The organism is Bifidobacterium italicum (assembly GCF_002286915.1).
Lineage (GTDB): Bacteria > Actinomycetota > Actinomycetes > Actinomycetales > Bifidobacteriaceae > Bifidobacterium > Bifidobacterium italicum.
The window spans coordinates 21,818-42,724 of record NZ_MVOG01000002.1 but is presented as its reverse complement, the minus strand read 5'-3'; the positions used below and the strand labels follow the sequence as shown (position 1 = coordinate 42,724).

Here is a 20,907-nt window from a genome sequence, read left to right as displayed (position 1 = left end):
AATGAGATGAAAATTGCGGTCGCCGGAACCGGTTACGTAGGCTTGTCCGTGGCGTTGCTGCTCGCGCAGCACAACGAGGTGCATGCGTTGGACATCGTGCCGGAGAAGGTCGAGATGCTCAATGAGTGCACGAGCCCGATCGTGGATGTGGAGATCACGCGCTTCCTCGACGGCAAGCGCGACGGCACGATGTCGCTCGACTTCCAGGCGACGACCGATCCGGCCATGGCCTACACCGGCGCCGACTACGCGGTCGTCGCGACGCCGACGAACTACGACCCGAAGAAGAACTACTTCGACACCTCAAGCGTCGAGGCGGCGATCAAGGCGATCCGCGAATACGATCCGGACTGCTGGATCGTCATCAAGTCGACGATCCCGGTCGGATACACGGCGCAGCTGCGCGAGAAGACCGGCGACGAGAAGATCATCTTCTCGCCGGAGTTCCTGCGCGAAGGCCATGCGCTGTACGACAACCTGCACCCGTCGCGCATCGTCGTCGGTGCGCCGATGGACGATCCGCAGGCCGTCGAGGCGGCGCACGTCTTCGCGAACCTGCTCGCGCAGGGTGCGGCGCCGGAGGAACATGAGCGCGTGAACGCCGACGGCACGACTGGTATTCCTGAACTCGTCTGCGGCACGACCGAGGCGGAGGCGATCAAACTGTTCGCCAACACCTTCCTGGCGCTGCGCGTCGCCTACTTCAACGAGCTCGACACCTACGCCGAGTCCCGCGGCCTCAACACGGCCGAGATCATCCGCGGCGTCTGCCTCGACCCGCGCATCGGCGGCCACTACAACAACCCGTCCTTCGGATACGGCGGCTACTGCCTGCCGAAGGATTCGAAGCAGCTGCTCGCGAACTACGCGGACGTGCCGCAGAACCTCATCGAGGCGATCGTCGCGTCCAACGGCACGCGCAAGGACTTCATCGCCGAGCAGATCCTGTCGAAGATCGAAGGAGCCGAGAAGCCGACCGTCGGCATCTACCGCCTGACGATGAAGTCCGGCTCGGACAACTTCCGCCAGTCGAGCATCCAGGGCATCATGAAGCGCATCAAGGCGAAGGGCGTCCCGGTCGTCGTCTACGAGCCGACATTGGAAGACGAGGAGTTCTTCGGCAGCCCGGTCACGCATGATCTCGACGCGTTCAAGGACGAGGCGACGATCATTGTCGCCAATCGTTGGAACGACGAACTCAACGATGTGACGGACAAGGTCTACACGCGCGACCTGTTCAAGCGCGACTGAGCATCATCTGTCATCCGATGGGCGTTGGCCGTCCCGCGAGGCGGCCAACGCCCATCATGATATCGGGGCATGGGAAGGAGCACGATGGGAAAGATCGGCACGAAACTGCAGTACGTGCGCAGCGCGACGCGCCTGTACGGGCCACGGATGGGGATGACGAGCCTGCTGCATCATCTGGCGCATCGTAATATCGGGGCATATTATGAAAAGCTCGTCGAGGCGTCATGGAACCGCTTCATGAAGGACATCCCCTTCGATGCCGACGCGATCGCCACACTGCCTGCGACCAATGACGGACCCATATGGGTCATGTGGTGGCAGGGTCTGGACGGATCCGAGCCGCCGGTCGTCCGCGCCTGCATCGACAGCATCAAGCGACATGCCAACGGCCGTGAGGTCCGCCTCATCACGAAGGACACGATTGATCGGTACGCGTCGCTGGATCCATCGATCATGCGCAAGGTGCACGAGGGCGCGATCACGCTCACGACGCTGTCCGACATCGTCCGCTTCGCCGTGCTGAAGGAGCACGGCGGCATGTGGATGGACGCGACGATGTACCTGACGGCCGACCTTTCCGATGACATCAGGCGGTATGCGTTCTATTCGATTCCGAATCATCAGACGGCGCCCACACGCAACTGGACCGGCTACTTCATGGGAGGCAAGCCGGGCAATCCGCTGTTCGCCTATATGCTGCAGGCCTTTACCACGCTGTATGCGTTGACGGATCACATCCCCGACTATTTCATGATCGACGTCATGATGTCGGCGGCCTACACGCACATCCCGCAGGTGCGCTCGATGATCGACGCGCAGCCGGTCAACAACCTGCACCGGCTGTATCTGGCGGACAAACTCGCCGATGCGACGGTCGAACTGCCGTCCGACACCTATGCGTACAAGCTGTCCTATAAGAACACGCGGCAAATCCCCGCCGCGCACACGGTGTACGGGGAGGTGCTCGACGGTACGTTGTGAGGCGCGCGGACGAAACGAGGTGGCTGCGTTTGCTAGGTCGGGGAAGCCGGTGCAGTGAGCCATCCGAGTTTCGTGTGCTACGATGGCCATTCGTGATCGTCGCCGATGGTGGTCTGCGACCATGCCGCGGCGCCAAGCTCATGGCGATATGCAGACCGCATACCATGCATTGATTACACTGATGACCTACAGGACGAATACGTCATCGGTGCGCGCAGCAGTGCTAGGTGCTCCCGAAAGGAATCCAGGATGCCTCAGACGAATGTTTCAGTCATCATTCCCACGTTGAACGCGGGAACGATGATTGACGAGCTGCTGACCAGTTTGGAGCATCAGCGCAGGGCGCCCGATGAGATCATCGTCGTGGATTCCTCCTCCGACGACGACACGCGGGAACTGGTGCGCCGCCATCCCGAGGTGCGGCTCATCGTCATCGACCGCAAGGACTTCAACCATGGCGGCACGAGGGACATGGCCCTGCGTGCAAGCACCGGCGATTTCGTGCTGTTCCTCACGCAGGATGCGCTTCCCGAAAGCGACCGCTACATCGATGCCGTGCTGGCGCCGTTCGAGGAGGAACATGTCGCGCTCGTCTACGGCCGGCAGATACCGCGTGCCGACGCGCGCGCGGCGGAGACGCTCGTCCGGCAGTACACCTACGGTCCGCATTCCTTCACCATCACGCCGCAGGACGTGCAACGGCTGGGCATCAACGCGTTCCGTGCATCCGATGTGTGCGCCGCATACCGGCGTACGGCGTATCTGGAGGTCGGGGGATTCGAGAACCCGGTGCTGACGAACGAGGACATGTTCATCGCCGCCCGGCTGCTGCATGCCGGTTGGAACGTCGTCTACGAGGCGCAGGCCGCGGTCGTCCATTCACACAACTTCACCTGGCGTCAGCAGTACAAGCGCAATTATCTTCAGGGCGTGGAGATGGAGAAGCACCGCGACATCCTCGGATCGGCGCCGATCGCCGGCGAGGGGTTCGCGATGGTGCGCCATACGATGAACGGCCTGTTCAGGCAGGGCAGGATCGTCGACATGGGGTCGTTCTTCATCGATTGCGTGTTCCGCTACGTCGGCAACCGCAAAGGCAAGATCGACGCCAAGCGCGCGGCCCGGCGCGCATGAGGGGGACCACGATGCAGGATAGGCGATCCACCCATATGTACATCGTCTCCCATAAGGACTTCACCCCGCCGGATGCGGACGGCTATACGCCGATCCTCGCCGGCGCCGCGAACAACACCGCCTCGATTGCGGTGCGCGACGACACCGGCGACAACATCTCGGCGCTCAATCCCGAGTTCTGCGAACTGACGGCGCAGTACTGGGTGTGGAAGAACGCGGATCTGGGCAACGACAATGTGGGATTCGTGCATTACCGCCGCTACTTCTACACCGACCACCGCAAAACGCAGATCGTCCCCGCCTCGGTGTTCTCGCAGGATCTGGAACGCCATGACGTCATCCTGCCCGAACCGTGGGTGCTGACGAAGACGATCGGCACGCAGTTCGCGCAGTTCCACAACATCGACGACCTCAAGACGGTGCGCGCGATCGTGAACAGGCGCACCCCCGAGTTCGTCCCCGCCTTCGACGCGCTGATGGATCGGCATGACCTGAGCTGCTACAACATGTTCGTCATGTCCGCAGCGCGTTTCGACGCCTACATGACCTGGCTGTTCGGCATCCTCGACGAAGCGCGCGCGACGCTCGACGTCTCGGGATACGATGCCTACAACAGGCGTCTGTTCGGCTTCCTCTCCGAGCGTCTGCTCAACGTCTGGGTGGACGCCCAGCAGCTGGACGTCAAACGATACCCGGTGTACATGCCGGACGAGTCGGCGTGGAAGGCTAATCTGAGATCGCGCGTCAAGTCGATCATGTACCTGCATCATCTGTGACGTTGCACGGCATGGCCGCCCTGACCGATCCGTTTTCCGAACCGTCTTCATGGAACCGCTTTCATAGAATCGAGGAACCGCCGCCGATGCGTTGCGCTGGAATCGTCTCCTTCAATCCCGACCTTGAACGGCTGCGGGCGAACCTGCGCGCCACCGCGCCGCAGGTGCGTCGGGTGTTCGTCTACGAGAACGGCTCCGGGAACGCGAAGGACGTGCGTGCGCTGTGCGAAGGCGAATTCGACAACGTGCAGGTGATCGCCGACACGGAGAACCGCGGCATCGCGTTCGCGCTCAACCAGCTGCTCGCGGCCGCACATGACGGCGGCTACGCGCACATCCTGATGCTCGATCAGGACAGCGTGCCGACGGAAGGCATGTGCGACGAACTCGAACGGCATCTGACCGGCGACGTGGCGATGGTCAGCCCGTTCATCCTCGACCGCAACCGCATGACGATGGCCGAATACCGGGCTATGACGATGCCTGCGCTCGAACGGCTCACGCATGCGGCCAAACACGGCGCGATCACCTCCGGGACGCTCAACGACGTCGAGGCGGCGCTCGCCGTCGGCGGTTTCGACGACGCGCTGTTCATCGATTACGTGGACTTCGACTTCAACGAACGGCTGCTGCTCAACGGCTATGCGATCGTCAAGGACAACCGCGCCTGCCTGATCCACGAGAAGGGCAAATCGGAGAGGACCCCGATCAGGGTGCCGCGCCGGGGAGCCGGCGGCACAATCGTGTGGCAACCGGTGTACAAGCTCGGCTATGGCCCCTCGCGCTGCTACTATCAGGCGCGCAACCGCATCATCTTCTGGAAGAAGTACCATCGGTGGACCGGTCTGGAGGGGCTCACGGAGATTCCTATGCTGATGGTGCTGTCATTGGTGTTCGAAGGCCATCGTTTCGCCAAGCTGCGCGCCTATCTGCGCGGCATCCGCGACGGTGCGCATATGCATGTCGAGGAGTATCGCAAATGACGGACGGCAGCGTCATGGCAGATCCGGACGTTCAGGCGGGCACGCCGGCGGTATCGGTCGTCATACCGATCTACAACCAGCAGGAATACATCGGCGAATGCCTCGAATCGCTGCTCAGGCAGACCTTCACCGATTTCGAAGTGCTCGCCGTCGACGACGGATCGACGGACAAGACGGCCGATATCATCACGCAGTTCGCGAACCGTGATCCGCGCGTCCGTCTCATCGGGCAGCCCAACGGCGGCGTCTCCTCGGCGCGCAACACGGGGCTTACGCATGCGCGCGGCGCATGGATATGCTTCATCGACCCCGACGACTACGTCGCGGACGGGTATCTGCGGACGTTGTACGACGTGTGCGAGGGCACGAAGGACACGCCCGACATCGTGATGAGCACCTGCATCGCCTGCGACGGGGAGCATAAGGCGCGTCAGCGCTTCTTCCCAGAATCGTTCACCGCGAGCACGAGGGAGGAGAAGCAGCCGCTGTTCCATCAGCTGCTCGACGGATCGTATCTGCAGAGCAAGGGATTCGTGACGGCCATCGGCGTGCCGTGGGGCAAACTGTACCGTCATGCGTTCATCACCGGCAACGGCCTGCGCTTCGATCCGCAGCTGTCGCGCATGGAGGACAACCTGTTCAACATCCAGGCCTTCCATGCCGCGCGCCGGATCGTGTATCTGGATTACGCCGGCTACTATTACCGCGTCAGCGACCTGATGGCGCATACCTACGGCGGCATCCTGCAGGGCACCTTCCACCATGCGATCGACGTCAGCGCCTCGATGCTCGACGCATACGGATTGCTCGATGACGAGGCGATGTACCGGGCGTGGAACGCCGAACAGGTGAACCTCTATTTCCAGGAGCTCAAAGCGGCCGCCGCGAGCCAGCCGCATCGGCTGCGTGATGTGCGCCGCGCCTGTGCTCAGTGCATGCGCACGCTGCGCCCGCGTATGCACAGCGTCGACAGGCATGCGTTGTCCCGTGGCGAACGTCTGCGGTATGCGGCGCTGACCGATCCTGTGATGAACGGCGCGATGGCGGCGTTGCTCTGGCTGAAGTCGCTGCGGGGCTGATCTTCCGCCTTGTTCGCTAAGACAACGCCCATCGTATGATGGTGCCCATGTCGATATTGCACAATCTTCCTGACCGGCTCTCCAAGATCGCGTCCGCCGCGAAGAACTGCACGAAGCTGCTGGGACCCGGCATCGCGGCATGGGGCGTGCTGTATCACTGCACGCATTGGTGCAAGGACCGCTACTATGCGATGTTCAACGACGCGCTGTGGCGCAAGGAGATGGCGGACATCCCCTTCGACGCGGCGGCGATGGCGTCGTTGCCGAAGACGAACGACGGCCCGATCTGGGTGGCTTGGTGGCAGGGGATCGACGACCGCACGCCGCCTGTCGTGCGCGCCTGCATCGACAGCATCGTCAGGCATGCGAACGGGCGCGAGGTCATCGTCATCACGAAGGACAACTACAGCGAATACGCGCAGATCGACCCCGTGCTGGTGCGCCGCCGCGAAGCCGGGACGTTGACGATCAACGCGTTCTGCAACGCGCTGCGCGTCATGCTGCTGTACCGTCACGGGGGAGTGTGGCTCGACTCCACGCTGTATCTGACCGGTGACCTGTCCAAGGATTTCGGCAAGTACCCGTTCTATTCGATCAGAGGGAAGCGCGCCGAGTACCCGTGGACGACCTACTGTCTGGCCTCGGTGCCCGGCAACCCGTTCATGAAGTACATCTACGACTGCTTCGTCAAGGTGTTCTCCGTCATCGACGCCGTTCCCGAGTACTTCCTGTTTGACTCGTTCATCTACAACGCCTACACCCATATCCCGCAGGTCAAGGCGATGATCGACGCCGTCCCCGCGAACAACAGCGCCAGTTTCGACATGTCCGAGCAGCTCAATCTGGTCAAGGCGAAGCCGACGCTTCCGGCGGACACCTACATCAACAAGCTGACGTACAAGCTGCACTACGACACGCAGGTGGGCGGCGCGCCCACGCTGTTCCGCCATGTGCTCGACGGGGACGTGTGAGATGGCGGTGACGACGACGACAACGGCGGAGCCGCGCTTCGGCTTCGTGATCCTGCACTACCTCGTCGACGAGGAGACGGTCAAATGCGTCGAATCCATCCGCAGGCACTGCGCGCAGGCGGACGGACGGTACACGATCGTCATCGTCGACAACGATTCGGCGAACGGCAGCTATGAGCGTCTGCTGCGACGCTACGGGCAGGATGGCGACGTCGTGCTGCTGCACAACGACGCCAATGAGGGATTCGCGCGCGGCAACAACAGGGGCTACGGGTATTGCCGCACGCAGCTGGGCTGCGACTACATCGTCACGTTGAACAACGACGTGGTGCTCGCGGACGACGGCCTGATGCGCCGGGCGGTGGCGGATTACGCGGCGACCGGCTGCGCGGTGATCGGTCCGGACATCATCTCGGGCAAGGACGGCGGCCATCAGAACCCGATGTCCGCGGTCGTCGATTCGCCGCAGCAGATCCGCGCGCTGCGCAAGCACATCCGCCGGAACCTGCTGCTGCTGCGCACGCATCTGTACGGCGTGTTCGAACGGCTCAAGGGCGGCGCGGGCCGTGGGCATGACGCCGATGGCGCAACTCCCTCGACGCAGGAACATGCGGGACAGCGCGCATGCGTGCCGGTGAAGCTGCACGGATCGTGCCTGATATTCACACCGGCGTTCCTCGAAGCCTTCGAGGAGCCGTTCGACCCGGGCACCTTCCTGTACATGGAGGAGGACATCCTCGTGCTGCGCTGCCGGCGGCAGGGACTGACGCTGTACTACGATCCTCGCATCGTCGTGCGCCACGCCGAGGACGCGTCGACGGAGGCGCAGGTCAACCACGACCCGCGGCGCAAGCAGATCAATTATCTGCGGCACCATCGCGACTCGTTGCGCGTCGTCGAACGTTACGTCTGAGCCGTGGACCGGCTTCACACGACATCCAAGAGAAATCGATATGGCTTCACAGACCAAACTCCCGTCGCTGACGCGCAACGCGTTGCTCAATTCGATGCGCACCGTGTCCAGCCTGCTGTTCCCGTTGATCACCTTCCCCTACGTGTCCCGCATCCTGGGGGCGGAGAACATCGGCAAGATCAATTACTCACAGTCGATCGTGTCGTATTTCGCGCTGTTCGCCGGCCTCGGCATCACGAACTACGCGATTCGCGAAGGCGCGAAGATCAAGCGCGATCAGGAAAGCCTGACGCGATTCGCCCAGCAGATCTTCACGATCAACATCATCTCCTCGGCGATCGCCTATGTGGCCTTCTTCGTGACGGTCGCCGTCATCCCGAGTCTGCACGCGTACATGGTGCTGCTGTTCATCCAGTGCCTGACGATCGGCTTCACGACGCTGGGCGTCGAATGGCTGTACTCGATCTTCGAGGACTACCTCTACATCTCGGTGCGCACGATCCTCGTGCAGGTCGTCTCGCTGATCCTCATGTTCGCGCTCGTGCACAAGCCCTCCGACTACATCATCTACGCGGCGATCAGCGTGTTCGCCACATCGGCGGCGAACATCTGGGGATTCTTCTATTCGCGCCGGTACGCGAGGCTCGCGCTGACCCGCGCGCCGCGGATCCGGCGCCATTTCAACCCGATCATGACGCTGTTCATGAACAACGTGGCGACGGCCATCTACAGCAACGCCGGCACGACCTTCGTCGGCGCGATGCTCGGCGACGTGCAGGTCGGCCTGTACAGCGTGGCGATGAAGGTGTACGTCATCATCCGGCAGGCCATCAATTCGCTGACGGGCGTCTCGATGCCGCGCCTGTCGTATCTGTCCTCGAACGATCCGAAAGGCTATCTGCGGCTGCTCAACAAGCTGTTCAACGCGGTCATCGTCGTCTGTCTGCCGGCCGCGGTGCTGGTGTTCGCGCTCAGCAGGCCGATCGTGCTGATCATCAGCGGCCCGAAGTACATCGAGTCCGTGCCGATGCTCGAGATCATCGCCTTCGCGCTCGCGTTCACGGCGCCGGGCGTGTTCCTGATGAACGGCATCCTGATTCCGCTGCGCAGGGAGAAGAAGGTCGTCGTCTCGACGGCGAGCGGCGCGGCGATCAACATCGTCATCTACGCGTTGGGCATCCGCGCCTTCGGCGCGCCGGCGGCTTGCGTCAGCATCGTCGTCGCGGAGTGCACGGTGTTCGCGCTGGCGTTGTGCTTCTCATGGGATCAGGTGCGGCAGCTGCGGCTGGGCGGATCGATCATGCACGCCGTAGCGGGATGCCTGCTCGTCCTGCTGTGCAACGCGGTGTTCGCGCGCACCGTGCGCTTTGACAACATCTTCGTGGATTTTGCGGTGCGGGGAACGACATATGCGGTCGTGTACGCGGCGACGCTGCTGGCGTTGCGCGACGAGAGCGCGCTGTTCTTCCTGAGGAAGCTGCTGCGGAAGAGGGGCTGAAGATAGCCCATGATTGTTAGGATGAAAGCCATGACTGATGCGTTTGAACCCAAGAACATCATCGTGACCGGAGGCTGCGGCTTCATCGGGTCGAATTTCGTGCACTACGTCGTGAACAACCATCCCGAGACGCATGTGACGGTGCTCGACGCGCTGACCTATGCCGGCAATCTCGAGAACATCAAGCCGCTGCTCGGCGACCAGGTGGAGTTCGTGCACGGCGACATCTGCGACGCGCAGTTGCTCGACGAGCTCGTGCCGGGCCACGACGCGATCGTGCACTACGCGGCCGAATCGCACAACGACAATTCGATCGCGAACCCGGAGCCCTTCCTCAGGACGAACGTCGAGGGCACGTTCCGCCTGCTCGAGGCGGCGCGCAAATACGACGTGCGCTTCCACCACGTGAGCACCGACGAGGTGTATGGCGATCTCGCGCTCGACGATCCGGCGAAGTTCACCGAGGAGACGCCGTACCATCCGTCGAGCCCGTATTCGTCGACGAAGGCGAGCTCGGACCTGCTCGTGCGCGCATGGCACCGCACCTACGGGCTGCGCACGACGATCTCGAACTGCTCGAACAACTACGGCCCGTACCAGCACGTCGAGAAGTTCATCCCGCGCCAGATCACGAACATCATCGAAGGCATCCGCCCGAAGCTGTACGGCGACGGCCTCAACGTGCGCGACTGGATCCACACCGAGGACCATTCGAGCGCGGTGTGGACGATCCTGACGACCGGGCGCCTCGGCGAGACCTATCTGATCGGCGCGAACGGCGAACGCAACAACCTGACGGTGCTCAAGGACATCCTGCGGGTCATGGGCCAGCCGGAGGACGCCTTCGACTGGGTCAAGGACCGCCCGGGCCACGACCGCCGCTACGCGATCGACTCGACGAAGCTGCAGACCAAACTCGGCTGGCGTCCGACGCACACCGATTTCGAATCCGGACTGCGCCAGACCGTGCAGTGGTACGTCGATAACCCGCAGTGGTGGGAGCCGGCGAAGGCCGCCACCGAGGCGAAGTACAAGGCCCAGGGCCAGTGATAGCCGATGGTGGGCCCCGTCGGCGTGGATGGGGTCCATCTCGGGTCGAGACGGCAACCGTCAACAACAGCGTGGAAGGAACATGATGGAATTCGAAAAGGAACTCAAGGTCACGACGACGAACATCCCCGGACTGCTCGTCCTCGATCTGCCGGTGCACGGCGACAACCGCGGCTGGTTCAAGGAGAACTGGCAGAAGGCGAAGATGACGGCGCTCGGCCTGCCCGAGGACTTCGAACCGGTGCAGAACAACATCAGCTTCAACGCCAAGCGCGGCGTGACGCGCGGCATCCACGCCGAGCCGTGGGACAAGTTCATCTCCCTCGCCACCGGCGAGATCTTTGGCGCATGGGTCGACCTGCGTCCCGGCGATTCCTTCGGGCAGGTCTTCACGACGCGCCTCGACCCGTCGCGCGCGATCTTCGTGCCCCGCGGCGTCGGCAACAGCTTTCAGGCGCTCGAGGACGGCACCGCCTACACCTATCTCGTCAATGCGCACTGGTCGCTCGAGATGAAGAAGACCTACACCTTCGTCAACCTCGCCGATCCGGAGCTGGGCATCCAGTGGCCGATCCCGCTTGAGGAATCGGAACGCAGCGAGGCCGACCTGCACCATCCGATGTTGAGAGACGCCAAGCCGATGGAGCCGAAGCGCACGTTGGTGACCGGCGCCAACGGCCAGCTCGGCCATGCGATCCGCGCCTACGTCGAGGCGCACGGCCTCAAGGGCTACGAATTCACCGACATCGACGAATTCGACTTCTCCGATCCGGACGCCTACGCGCAGATCGACTGGAGCCTCTACGGCGCGATCATCAACGCCGGCGCATACACGGCCGTGGACAAGGCCGAGACCCCCGAAGGCCGCACGCTTGCTTGGAAGGCGAACGCCGAAGGCCCGGCGCTGCTCGCGAAGACGGCGCAGCGCCACCATCTGACGCTCGTCCATGTCAGCTCCGACTACGTGTTCGATGGCACGACCGAACTGCACCGTGAGGACGAGCCCTTCGCGCCGCTCGGCGTCTACGGGCAGTCGAAGGCGGCCGGCGACATCGCCGTGGCGACGGCCGACAAGCACTACATCCTGCGGTCGAGCTGGGTGATCGGCGACGGCCACAACTTCGTCAGGACGATGATGGGGCTGTCCGACCGCGTCGCCGACGACGGCGATGCGCTGAACGAGGTGACGGTCGTCGACGACCAGTTCGGCCGCCTCACCTTCACCGACGACATGGCGAAGGCGATCTTCTTCCTGCTCGACACGGATGCGCCCTACGGCACCTACAATCTGACCGGTTCGGGCGATCCGGTCAGCTGGGCGGCGATCGCCAAGGAGGTGTTCGCCGAGACGAACGGCAACGGCGAGCGTGTGCGCCCGATCAGCACGGCGGAGTACTTCGCGAACGCGAAGGCGCCGGTCAGCCCGCGCCCGACCCACAGCGCGCTCGATCTCGCGAAGATCGAGACGGCCGGATACGAGACGACCGACTGGCGTACGTCGCTGCACGACTACGTGCATGCGGCGAATGCCTGAAAGGACGCATGATGAAGGGCATCATCCTCGCCGGCGGATCCGGCACGCGACTGTACCCGCTGACGACGGTCACGTCGAAGCAGCTGCTGCCGGTCTACGACAAGCCGATGATCTTCTACCCGCTGAGCACGCTGATGCTCGCCGGCATCCGCGACATCCTGATCATCTCGACGCCGAAGGACCTGCCGAACTTCGAACGGCTGCTCGGCGACGGCTCCCAATACGGCGTCTCGCTGCACTACAAGGTGCAGCCGAGCCCCGACGGCCTCGCCCAGGCCTTCCTGCTCGGCGAGGAGTTCATCGGCGGCGACGCCTGCGCGCTCGTGCTCGGCGACAACATCTTCTACGGCAACGGTCTGGGCCGTCAGCTGCGGCGCGCCGCCACGCTCGAACACGGTGCGACCGTCTTCGGCTACTACGTCGACGATCCGGAACGCTACGGCGTCGTCGAATTCGACAAGGACCACAAAGCCGTCAGCATCGTCGAGAAGCCTGAGCATCCGGCCTCGAACTACGCGGTGACCGGACTGTATTTCTACGACGACCGCGTCGTCGACTTCGCGAAGCAGGTGCGTCCTTCGCCGCGCGGCGAGCTGGAGATCACCGACCTCAACCGCATGTACCTCGACGACGGCAGCCTGCATGTGCAGACGCTCGGCCGCGGTTATGCATGGCTCGACACCGGCACGATGGACAGCCTCTTCGAGGCGGGCGAGTTCGTCCGCACGATCCAGCGCGCGCAGAACATGCCGATCTCGGTCATCGAGGAGATCGCCTACGAGAACGGGTGGATCACGAAGGAGCAGCTCGTCGAAGCCGGCCGCAAGTACGGCAAGAGCCCCTACGGGCAGCATCTGCTCGACGTGGCCGACGACAAGATCATGGTCGGTCACGACGACTGAGGTGATGCGCTGACTTCGGCGAGTTCGCCGCGCATGGCTACAATGGCATACCGGCGTGTGCGCGCCTTTTGCGTGGCGCGCCGGCGACATGCCGTCCGTGGGTCAGACGTGGGCGGCGTCAATGCGTTTTCGCATGTTGAGAATGACCACCGAGAGGAATCGTGATGCCCACACATGACGACGAGCATGATATCGAAGCCGTGCAGGACGGCATGACGACGCCGGGCGTCGGCGGCGCCGCGCCGGCGGACGACGCCACGATGGACGACACCGCAGAGCGCACCGACGGCGCGGATACGGCGGCGGCCGAAGCCGGCGGGGACGACAAGGACAAGCCGGCATGGTACCGGCGCGTGCGTTGGTGGGGATGGGTCCTCATCGCGATCGCCGCGGTCGTCGTCGCGTTCATCGGCACGGTCGGCACGCAGGCGCTGCTCGTCAAGCATCACGAGGAGGCGGCGATCGCCGTCGTCAAGGACGCCGTCAAAAACAATCGTCTCAACGACCTCGACGGCGTCGTCGCCGACGTGCAGAAGCAGACGCGCGCCGCGAGGGACATCACGAACGGCGGATTGTGGTCGTTCACCGAGAAGATCCCCGGCATCAAAGGCAGCATGCGCGTCGTGCGGATGATGACCGACGTCGTCGACGAGATGGCGCAGGACACGGCGCCGAAATTCGTCGACGTCGCGCAGCGGATCGACGTCAAATCGATCTACAAGAACGGTCGCATCAACGTCGAGCCCATTATGCAGTCGCTGCCGGAGCTCGACACGGCCGCACAGTCGCTGCAGCGGTACACCGAGGAATTCGACAGGATACCCGAACCGGGCATCGGCGTCGTCGCGAACGCGCTCAACAGCAGCCGCGGCATGCTCGACAAGGCCAATCGGTATCTGCAGGCTGGCATCTACGAATATGCGCCGAAACTGCCCGAATGGCTCGGCTACGACGGCAAGCAGACCTACGCGATTCTCGCGATGACTCCCGGCGAGATGCGCGCGAGCGGCGGCTTGGTCGGTGCGGTCGGCACCGTCACGATCGACGACGGCAAGATTGAGATCGGCGATTTCCAGAGCAGTGCCGCATTCCCCGGATATAAAGTCACGGCGCGCAACCTGTCCGAAGACGAAGCCCGCCTGTACAAGGACGAAGGTCCGATGCGCCTGAACTACGATGCGCGCGACATCGCGAATTCGCCGGATAACGTGCGCGTCGCGCAATACTTCAAAGACATCTGGGATCAGACGGATATGGGCAAGCACACCGAACTCAACGGCGTCATCCTTGCCGATCCGCTGATGGTGCAGAGCCTCGTCAAAGTCCTCGGGGACGTGAAGCTCGCCAACGGAACGGTGCTGACCGGCACGAACACCGCCGACTTCCTGCTGAACACGGCATACAAGGAGTACGCGCCCGAGGACACCGACGCGATGTTCGGCACCGTGGCGAAGGCCTGCGTCAAGCGGCTTATGGGCGATCTGAGCGCGGGGAAGATGGTGGGCCTCGTCTCCGAGATGCTGACGCTCGCACATGACCGGCATCTGTCCGTCTACTCCTTCGACCCGACGTTGCAGCAGATCCTCTGGGAGCGTGGATTGACGTCCACGGTGCCGCTCGACGAGGCCAAGCCGGAGATCGGCATCTACGTCACCGAGAACAACCCGTCGAAGATGGGCTGGTACATCAAGCGCTCCACGAAGATCACGCAACTCGACTGCGGTGAGGAAGGCGCGGCGAAGTACCATGTGGAGTACACGATCCGGAACACGATGACGGATGAGGAATCGAAGACGCTGCCGGACTACATCACCGGCATCAGGTCCGAGTATCCCGACAGCCACGGCACGAGCTTCGAGAAGATCGTGTTCATGCCGCCGGCGGGAGGCTCGATGAGCAACTTCGAGGTCACCGGCAACGGCGCGGATCCGGTCGCCGACTCGCTCAACTTCAGGCTCATCTACACGACGATGACGCAGGTGCAGCCGGAAAGCACCGTCACCTACTCCTTCGATGTGACGGTGTCGCCGGATGCGACGCAGAAGCTCGGCATCGACGAGACGCCGACGACATCGGCGAAGCCGGACGTCACCTACACGAAGCTGTGCCGCGTGCAGTGATGACGACACAGTGACAGTGCCGCTGCGCCATATATGTTGACGGCGCGGATGGGGCGGAACGAATATTCGTTCCGCCCCTGTTTCCTTATTTGCCAGTGTTGATCGCTGGCGGCCTCCCGGCAATGCGCGACACTTCGATTTTTAAAAATACGATATATGGTATATAGTTTAAGGGCAAGCAATCAAAATCACGACGTAAGGAAGTTCGAATATGTCGGTTTTACAAGGTTTTGAGCCTGTCAATCCTGCCAGCACCGCAGGCAGCGCCGTCCTCACAGTGACGCCCCGGTACATGCGGTTCAACAAGAACACGGTGCAGGAATTGGATGCTCCCAGCTATGTGCAGATCCTGACGAACCCCCATACCAAGCAGGTCGCCATCCGTGAATGCGCGGAGACGGACCCCAACGCCATCGAATTCGTCACGCCGAACCGCAAGACCGTGTCGGTGACGCTGAACAGCCCGGTCGTGCTCAACGCCGTGCTCCGGTTCTTCGATTTCCCCGAAGTCGCCGATGATGAGGTCGCCTTCGCGCAGCTCAAGGGCACGCCGTTCCCGGATGACAAGACGGTCATCTTCGATGTGCGCGATTGCCGTCAGGGCGTCATGAAGAAGCGCGGCCGCAAAAAGGGCGTCGATTACAACGCGACGGGGCAGGATTCAACCCCTAGGCACGCCGCCTGATTGTTTTCCGGCCCGTCAATGCCTTCAATAGCCATTGAGGCCCCATGGCATATGCCATGGGGCCTCAATGTTGTTCCGGCGACCGGAGCCGGCGGAACGGATGCTCTTGGGAGCCGGCGCCGGATCAGTACCAGTGGTTCGCCTGCCAGAACGCGTACGCGCCCTGGATCGAGCCGTAGCGGCCCTTGCAGTAATCCCAGAACCACTTGAGCTGCGTCTGGTAGTTCGTCGCCCAGTCGGCGCCATGCGAGGCCATCTTGCTGCCCGGCAGCGCCTGCGCCAGACCGTAGGCGCCGGAGGACGGGTTCGTGGCCGTGACCGACCAGCCGGACTCGTGGGAGATGATGAAGACGGTAGCCGTGAAATCGGCTTCGGTGCCGCCGTTCGCGAGCAGGTAGTCATGCGCCCACTGCTGCATCTCGCCGACCGGGGCGGTCGTGCCGATGCTGTTGTTCGACGCCGGCTTCGACGCGTTGTCCGAATCCGACGAGGAGCCGGCCGACGTATCCGTCGTGGGCTGCGGCTGCGCCGCCGGCTGCGGGTCCGCGGTGCCGACGAGGATGACCTTCTCGACCGGGGCCTTCTTCACCCAAGAGGCGAAGGTGTTCGTCGAGATGACCTTGTCGCCGCTGCGTTCGACGAGGTTCGTCCTCTCGAGGATGCCCTCCTGGCCTTCGGTCTCGACCTTCTCGGTGCCCTTCGGCAGCGACGACGTCTCCTTCTTGACGGTGTTGAACGGGATCTTCGATTCCTCGGTCTCCATCTTCGCGCCGGCGCGGTTGATCGTGATCGTCGTCGATTCATCGACCTTCGTCTTCAGTGACGGTTCGACGGTGTCGCCGCTCTCGAGCGTGATGTCGCCGGCGTCGAGCACCGACTTCACGTCGGTGAAGTTCGTGCCGAGCACGGTGCGCGTCTTGCCGTTGATCGTGACGTTCACGTAGGTCGGCTCGCCATCGAGCGCGTCACGTGCGTTGCCACGGGAGGCCGCATGCTCATCGGAGATCGAGTAGGCGGTCGGCTGTGCGGTGGGGGTGGCGCTGGCATGGGAATAGATGCTTCGCGTGGCCGCACCTCCAGCCACGACCAGACCCACGGCTGCGCACACGGAGGCGATGCGGATCCACTGCCTCCTGGTGAGCGAACGAAGCGTCGGTTGGTCTGCTTTGTGATGGGTAGCCATTGTGCTCCTCAACGTACGTCCGATAATCCTCGGCGGTATTCGCGGCCCCGATCAGGCAAAGGGCGTCGCGGTGCGCGCGGTCTCATATGACCGCCGCCGGAATACACACTGAACAACAGTATATCGCACGCCTTTCGGCGCGGCTCGGGAATGCCGATATCTTCACAGTTCGGACATCGGCTTCCATGATTCGTCGGCGTAGCCGCGGGGGACGGCCGCGGATGCGCCGACGGCGGAACGCCGAAGTCGGGGCGGACAAGGAACGCCCGCCCCGACATGAGGTCGGGACGGGCGCGACGTCCGTGGGAACGGTCGGATTACTTGTCCTCGTTCTCCTCGAGGATCTCATGCGGATCCTCATCGTTCTTCTGCGCCTCCTCGAGCGCGGCCTGCACGTCGAGCTTCTTCGCCTGATCGATGATGTCGTCGAGATCCGGCGCGCGCAGCGCACCCGGCTCCTGATAGATGATGTGGCCATCCTTGACGATCATCAGCGTCGGCACGGCCTGGACGTTCGCCTGCGCGGCGAGGTCCTGGTTCTTGTCGATGTCGATCTTGCCGAAGAAGACATCCGGGTTCGCCTCGCTCGCCTTCTCGAAGATCGGGCCGAAGGCGCGGCACGGGCCGCACCAGGTGGCGAAGAAGTCGAAGAACGCGATCTGATGGTCCTTGACTGCCTGCGGGAAGGTCTCGGTGGTGATTTCCTGAACTGCCATGGTGGTCTCCTTAATGACGTTCGTATTCGATGCGGCTGCTATGCACAACCGCATCGCCTCCTCCAGCATTCCACAAACGCGCGCGAACGCCCCCGAATCAGCCAGCGGGGTAATCGCGGGCGATCCGGCGCGCGTCGGATACCGTCACCCCGCGTTGCGGGGCGGCTCCGACACGCCGCTTCCATGCGGACCCCGCGCGCATCGATAATGGGTACATGCCAGTTCTGAATGACGAAGTGCCGGACGACGACGATTACGACGCGGGGCGTCGCCGAGGCGAGTTCGACCACATCACACCCGAGGACTTCACCCGGGCGCGTGGTTCGGGGCGCGTCACGCCCCCCGGATGGATCGACGAACGCGAACTCGGCCGCGTGCGCCGCGAGATGCCGGTCGCATACGTGGAGGTCGTGCCGGTGCGCGTCGACGACTTCGGCCGCGTGACGAGCATCGGCTCGCTGCTGCGCGTCTCCGACGGCGGCACGGTCGTCGAACGCACGCTCATCGCGGGCCGCGTGCTCTACCATGAGACGATCCGCGAGGCGATCGCGCGCAACGTTGCGAAGGACCTCGGCGACATCGCGCTGCCGGTGCTGCCGCAGGGACTGACGCCGTTCACCGTCGCCGAGTTCTTCCCGACGCCCGGCGTCTCGCCGTACCACGACGAGCGGCAGCACGCGATCGCGTTGTGCTACATCGTGCCGATCGCCGGCGATTGCAAACCCCAGGACGAGACGCTCGACGTCGAATGGGTCGATCCGCGCTCGGACGCCTTCGACGAATTCCTCGGGCAGATGAGCGACGGCCACGACTATATTGTGCGGCAGGCGCTCGCATGGGCGGGGCTGTGACGCGATCGTGACGGCACCGGCGGCGGGCGTGCACGACATGGCGGACGCGGACAAGGAGACGCAAGGATGACGCTGACGATCGAAAACCACATCTACAGGGACGGCGAGGGGATGCCGCTCGTCCTCGTGCACGGATTCCCGGTCGACCACAGGATGTGGGACCGCTGCGCGACGGCGTTGATGGAGACGACGGACGCGCAGGAGCTCGCACAGTTCCCGATCTGGGCGCCCGACATGCCGGGGGCCGGTGCGTCGCCGGTCCCGACGCCGCAGGACAGCGGCGAGATCGCCGCCGATGGGGCGTATCCGCAGGCGCTGGACCTGATCGCCGACGCCTACGTCGAGCTGCTGCACGCGGCCGGCTATGGGCAGGCGATTTGGGCGGGGCTGTCGATGGGCGGATACGTCGTCCTCGACATCCAGCGGCGGCATCCCGAGACGGTCGCCGGCATCGCGCTGCTCGACACGAAAGGCGACGCCGACAGCGAAAAGGCGCGCGAGAACCGTGTGCAGATCGCGCGTGAATGCGTCGAACGGCACACGACCGAACCGGTCATGTTCTTCACCGACGTGCACCCCGGCGATTCGAGCGTCAAGCGTTCGCAGGCCTACATCAAGCAGTTCGGCGCATGGATCCGCGAACAGCAGCCGGCGGGCGTCGCATGGCGCGAACTGATGGCGGCCGGGCGCCCCGACCTCAACGACCAGTTCGCGCGGATCGAGGCGCCGGCGGCCGTCATCTGCGGGCTCGACGATCCGTCGAGCAGCCCGAAGGTCATGCGGCCGATCGCGGACGCGATGACGCACGCCGACGTCGTCGTCACCGAGATCGAGGATTGCGGGCACTTCAGTGCGTGGGAACGGCCGCAGATCGTGGCGGACGCGCTGCTCGACCTCATCGCGCGCGTGCCGCGCGCCGTCGACGAGAACAGGTAGGCCGACGACGAAGGTCGCGGGCCGTGCATGCGGGCGTTGACTGCGGCCTACGGCGGAATATCGGCCGGCGGCGCAGACCGTATCGCGCAACGCGTAGCCTTCGCGGCGCCGTCATACGGCGGCGTGGCCTACAGTGGAGGGGAGGGGGCTTGCCGGCCGGCTGCGGAGGTGACGTCCCCGACGGAGAAGACGACGACCGGAGACGGTCCCGAGGAGATGATGCCGATGTTCTCATCGCTCGCATTGACGCAGGCGCTGCCGTACCTGCCGCTCGCACAGGGCGACATCGATTACGGCGTGGAACGACGCGCCGACCCGCGACTCATCGACGACGTGCTGCGCGAAGCGGGCACGAGCGTCGTGCTCACGCGCGCGGGACTGCTCGCAGTGCCCTTCGGGCAGCGCGCGCTCGTACGGCAGTCGGCCGCGCATATGCGGCTCGCGACATTGCCCGGACGATACGTCGCCGACGCGCTGCCGCACCATCCCGAGGTCAAGGCGATCTACCTCGGCTCCTACGCGGGAGCGACGCCGAAGCACGTCGTCGCGCTCGACCTGACCGACGTCGCGCACGAGACGCCCGGAGACGGCGCCGCGCGGCACGTCGACGACGACTTCGACGACATGGGCGACGCGCACGCCGCGCATGACGGCATCTTCGCATCGGCGGTCGCGCGCTTCGACTGGGTCGATCTGCGCGGATTCGCGCCGCGCGCGTCGGCGCGGGAGATCGGGCAGGCGACGACGATGCTCGCCCTGTCGAACTGGTTCGCCTACCAACGGCACTGCCCGCACTGCGGATATCCGGTCGAGCAGGCGATGAGCGGATGGGCGCAGCGGTGCACGAACGCCGACGATGACTTCAGGCTGCTGTTCCCGCGCGTGGAGCCGGCCGTCATCATGACGGTCGTCGACGCGCAGGACCGGCTGCTCATCCAGCACAACAAGGCGTGGAAGAACCCGTTGCTGTACTCGGTGTCCGCCGGATTCGTCGAGGCGGGAGAGAACCTCGAACACGCGTGCAGGCGCGAAACGTTCGAGGAGACGGGCATCCGCGTCGGCGAGGTCAAATATCTGGGATCGCAGCCGTGGCCGTACAAGATCTCGCTGATGATGGGGTTCAAGGGACAGGCGCTCAACACCGACGTGAGGGTGGACGGCGAGGAGGTCGCCGACGCGCGATGGGTGACGCGCGACGAATACACCGAGCTGCTCGTGACCGGACAGGTCGAGGCGCCGGGCAACGCGACGATCGCGCGCGTCATGATCGAGGAATGGTACGGCCGGCAGATCTGAACGAGGGCGCCGGCGGCCGTCGGCAGCGGCGCAAGCTGGCATAATGGC

Annotated in this window: 19 protein-coding genes; 17 read left to right on the top strand and 2 right to left on the bottom strand. The window is 63.8% G+C overall.

The annotated features are described in order from the left end of the window. Window positions 1-6: 6 nt before the first annotated feature. From B1400_RS00255 to B1400_RS00190, 14 genes are all read left to right on the top strand, one after another. Window positions 7-1,251 carry a nucleotide sugar dehydrogenase gene (locus B1400_RS00255; RefSeq protein WP_095612508.1) on the top strand — a complete coding sequence of 415 codons (1,245 nt, stop codon included), beginning with the start codon at window positions 7-9 and terminating at the stop codon, window positions 1,249-1,251. A gap of 84 nt (window positions 1,252-1,335) precedes the next feature. Next, window positions 1,336-2,232, top strand: a complete 897-nt coding sequence (locus B1400_RS00250) for a capsular polysaccharide synthesis protein (RefSeq protein ID WP_157909594.1) — start codon at window positions 1,336-1,338, stop codon at window positions 2,230-2,232. 249 nt (window positions 2,233-2,481) lie between these two features. Further along, entirely contained in the window at window positions 2,482-3,366 is an 885-nt protein-coding gene (locus tag B1400_RS00245) for a glycosyltransferase (protein ID WP_095612506.1), read from the top strand. An 11-nt stretch (window positions 3,367-3,377) separates the two neighbouring features. Next, window positions 3,378-4,142, top strand: a complete 765-nt coding sequence (locus B1400_RS00240) for a DUF4422 domain-containing protein (protein WP_095612542.1) — start codon at window positions 3,378-3,380, stop codon at window positions 4,140-4,142. Between the two features lie 86 nt (window positions 4,143-4,228). Continuing rightward, window positions 4,229-5,125, top strand: coding sequence for a glycosyltransferase (locus B1400_RS00235; protein WP_095612505.1), 897 nt, complete (start codon window positions 4,229-4,231; stop codon window positions 5,123-5,125). Next, complete coding sequence (locus tag B1400_RS00230) at window positions 5,122-6,204, top strand: glycosyltransferase family 2 protein (RefSeq protein ID WP_095612504.1); 1,083 nt, start codon at window positions 5,122-5,124, stop codon at window positions 6,202-6,204. The genes B1400_RS00235 and B1400_RS00230 overlap by 4 nt, the downstream gene beginning before the upstream one ends. 47 nt (window positions 6,205-6,251) lie before the next feature. After that, the gene (locus B1400_RS00225) at window positions 6,252-7,175 is read left to right on the top strand and encodes a capsular polysaccharide synthesis protein (RefSeq protein ID WP_157909593.1); all 924 of its coding nucleotides are present in this window, start codon (window positions 6,252-6,254) and stop codon (window positions 7,173-7,175) included. Window positions 7,176-7,182: 7 nt separating this feature from the next. Then, entirely contained in the window at window positions 7,183-8,088 is a 906-nt protein-coding gene (locus tag B1400_RS00220; RefSeq protein WP_235607225.1) for a glycosyltransferase, read from the top strand. 40 nt (window positions 8,089-8,128) lie between these two features. Then, window positions 8,129-9,586, top strand: coding sequence for a flippase (locus B1400_RS00215; protein ID WP_095612501.1), 1,458 nt, complete (start codon window positions 8,129-8,131; stop codon window positions 9,584-9,586). 30 nt (window positions 9,587-9,616) lie between these two features. Then, window positions 9,617-10,636, top strand: a complete 1,020-nt coding sequence (gene rfbB / locus B1400_RS00210; protein ID WP_095612500.1) for a dTDP-glucose 4,6-dehydratase — start codon at window positions 9,617-9,619, stop codon at window positions 10,634-10,636. Between the two features lie 85 nt (window positions 10,637-10,721). Further along, window positions 10,722-12,170, top strand: a complete 1,449-nt coding sequence (locus B1400_RS00205) for a sugar nucleotide-binding protein (RefSeq protein WP_095612499.1) — start codon at window positions 10,722-10,724, stop codon at window positions 12,168-12,170. Window positions 12,171-12,181: 11 nt separating this feature from the next. Further along, complete coding sequence (rfbA, locus tag B1400_RS00200; RefSeq protein WP_095612498.1) at window positions 12,182-13,072, top strand: glucose-1-phosphate thymidylyltransferase RfbA; 891 nt, start codon at window positions 12,182-12,184, stop codon at window positions 13,070-13,072. A 164-nt stretch (window positions 13,073-13,236) separates the two neighbouring features. Further along, window positions 13,237-15,192, top strand: a complete 1,956-nt coding sequence (locus B1400_RS00195; RefSeq protein ID WP_095612497.1) for a DUF4012 domain-containing protein — start codon at window positions 13,237-13,239, stop codon at window positions 15,190-15,192. A gap of 292 nt (window positions 15,193-15,484) precedes the next feature. After that, entirely contained in the window at window positions 15,485-15,877 is a 393-nt protein-coding gene (locus B1400_RS00190) for a hypothetical protein (protein WP_235607224.1), read from the top strand. Window positions 15,878-16,001: 124 nt separating this feature from the next. Here the strand turns inward: B1400_RS00190 and B1400_RS00185 are convergent, their stop codons facing one another. Both B1400_RS00185 and B1400_RS00180 read right to left on the bottom strand, forming a co-directional pair. Continuing rightward, window positions 16,002-17,060 carry an aggregation-promoting factor C-terminal-like domain-containing protein gene (locus B1400_RS00185; protein WP_095612495.1) on the bottom strand — a complete coding sequence of 353 codons (1,059 nt, stop codon included), beginning with the start codon at window positions 17,058-17,060 and terminating at the stop codon, window positions 16,002-16,004. 317 nt (window positions 17,061-17,377) lie between these two features. After that, entirely contained in the window at window positions 17,378-17,776 is a 399-nt protein-coding gene (locus B1400_RS00180) for a thioredoxin family protein (RefSeq protein WP_095612494.1), read from the bottom strand. A gap of 215 nt (window positions 17,777-17,991) precedes the next feature. On the opposite strand from B1400_RS00180, the gene B1400_RS00175 reads away from it, so the two are divergent. From B1400_RS00175 to nudC, 3 genes are all read left to right on the top strand, one after another. Continuing rightward, window positions 17,992-18,627 carry an NUDIX hydrolase family protein gene (locus B1400_RS00175; RefSeq protein ID WP_095612493.1) on the top strand — a complete coding sequence of 212 codons (636 nt, stop codon included), beginning with the start codon at window positions 17,992-17,994 and terminating at the stop codon, window positions 18,625-18,627. A gap of 66 nt (window positions 18,628-18,693) precedes the next feature. Continuing rightward, the gene (locus tag B1400_RS00170) at window positions 18,694-19,563 is read left to right on the top strand and encodes an alpha/beta fold hydrolase (RefSeq protein ID WP_095612492.1); all 870 of its coding nucleotides are present in this window, start codon (window positions 18,694-18,696) and stop codon (window positions 19,561-19,563) included. Between the two features lie 225 nt (window positions 19,564-19,788). Beyond that, window positions 19,789-20,859 carry an NAD(+) diphosphatase gene (gene nudC / locus B1400_RS00165; RefSeq protein WP_095612541.1) on the top strand — a complete coding sequence of 357 codons (1,071 nt, stop codon included), beginning with the start codon at window positions 19,789-19,791 and terminating at the stop codon, window positions 20,857-20,859. Window positions 20,860-20,907: the final 48 nt, after the last annotated feature.

What these genes read in the sequence shown, in the direction of transcription:
- B1400_RS00230 (WP_095612504.1), top strand. Translation starts at nt 5,122, where the DNA reads ATGACGGACGGCAGCGTCATGGCAGATCCGGACGTTCAGGCGGGCACG.
- B1400_RS00245 (WP_095612506.1), top strand. Translation starts at nt 2,482, where the DNA reads ATGCCTCAGACGAATGTTTCAGTCATCATTCCCACGTTGAACGCGGGA.
- B1400_RS00235 (WP_095612505.1), top strand. Translation starts at nt 4,229, where the DNA reads ATGCGTTGCGCTGGAATCGTCTCCTTCAATCCCGACCTTGAACGGCTG.
- B1400_RS00175 (WP_095612493.1), top strand. Translation starts at nt 17,992, where the DNA reads ATGCCAGTTCTGAATGACGAAGTGCCGGACGACGACGATTACGACGCG.
- rfbB (WP_095612500.1), top strand. Translation starts at nt 9,617, where the DNA reads ATGACTGATGCGTTTGAACCCAAGAACATCATCGTGACCGGAGGCTGC.
- rfbA (WP_095612498.1), top strand. Translation starts at nt 12,182, where the DNA reads ATGAAGGGCATCATCCTCGCCGGCGGATCCGGCACGCGACTGTACCCG.
- B1400_RS00180 (WP_095612494.1), bottom strand. Translation starts at nt 17,776, where the DNA reads ATGGCAGTTCAGGAAATCACCACCGAGACCTTCCCGCAGGCAGTCAAG.
- B1400_RS00190 (WP_235607224.1), top strand. Translation starts at nt 15,485, where the DNA reads ATGCGGTTCAACAAGAACACGGTGCAGGAATTGGATGCTCCCAGCTAT.
- B1400_RS00215 (WP_095612501.1), top strand. Translation starts at nt 8,129, where the DNA reads ATGGCTTCACAGACCAAACTCCCGTCGCTGACGCGCAACGCGTTGCTC.
- B1400_RS00185 (WP_095612495.1), bottom strand. Translation starts at nt 17,060, where the DNA reads ATGGCTACCCATCACAAAGCAGACCAACCGACGCTTCGTTCGCTCACC.
- nudC (WP_095612541.1), top strand. Translation starts at nt 19,789, where the DNA reads ATGTTCTCATCGCTCGCATTGACGCAGGCGCTGCCGTACCTGCCGCTC.
- B1400_RS00240 (WP_095612542.1), top strand. Translation starts at nt 3,378, where the DNA reads ATGCAGGATAGGCGATCCACCCATATGTACATCGTCTCCCATAAGGAC.
- B1400_RS00170 (WP_095612492.1), top strand. Translation starts at nt 18,694, where the DNA reads ATGACGCTGACGATCGAAAACCACATCTACAGGGACGGCGAGGGGATG.
- B1400_RS00255 (WP_095612508.1), top strand. Translation starts at nt 7, where the DNA reads ATGAAAATTGCGGTCGCCGGAACCGGTTACGTAGGCTTGTCCGTGGCG.
- B1400_RS00225 (WP_157909593.1), top strand. Translation starts at nt 6,252, where the DNA reads ATGTCGATATTGCACAATCTTCCTGACCGGCTCTCCAAGATCGCGTCC.
- B1400_RS00250 (WP_157909594.1), top strand. Translation starts at nt 1,336, where the DNA reads ATGGGAAAGATCGGCACGAAACTGCAGTACGTGCGCAGCGCGACGCGC.
- B1400_RS00205 (WP_095612499.1), top strand. Translation starts at nt 10,722, where the DNA reads ATGGAATTCGAAAAGGAACTCAAGGTCACGACGACGAACATCCCCGGA.
- B1400_RS00195 (WP_095612497.1), top strand. Translation starts at nt 13,237, where the DNA reads ATGCCCACACATGACGACGAGCATGATATCGAAGCCGTGCAGGACGGC.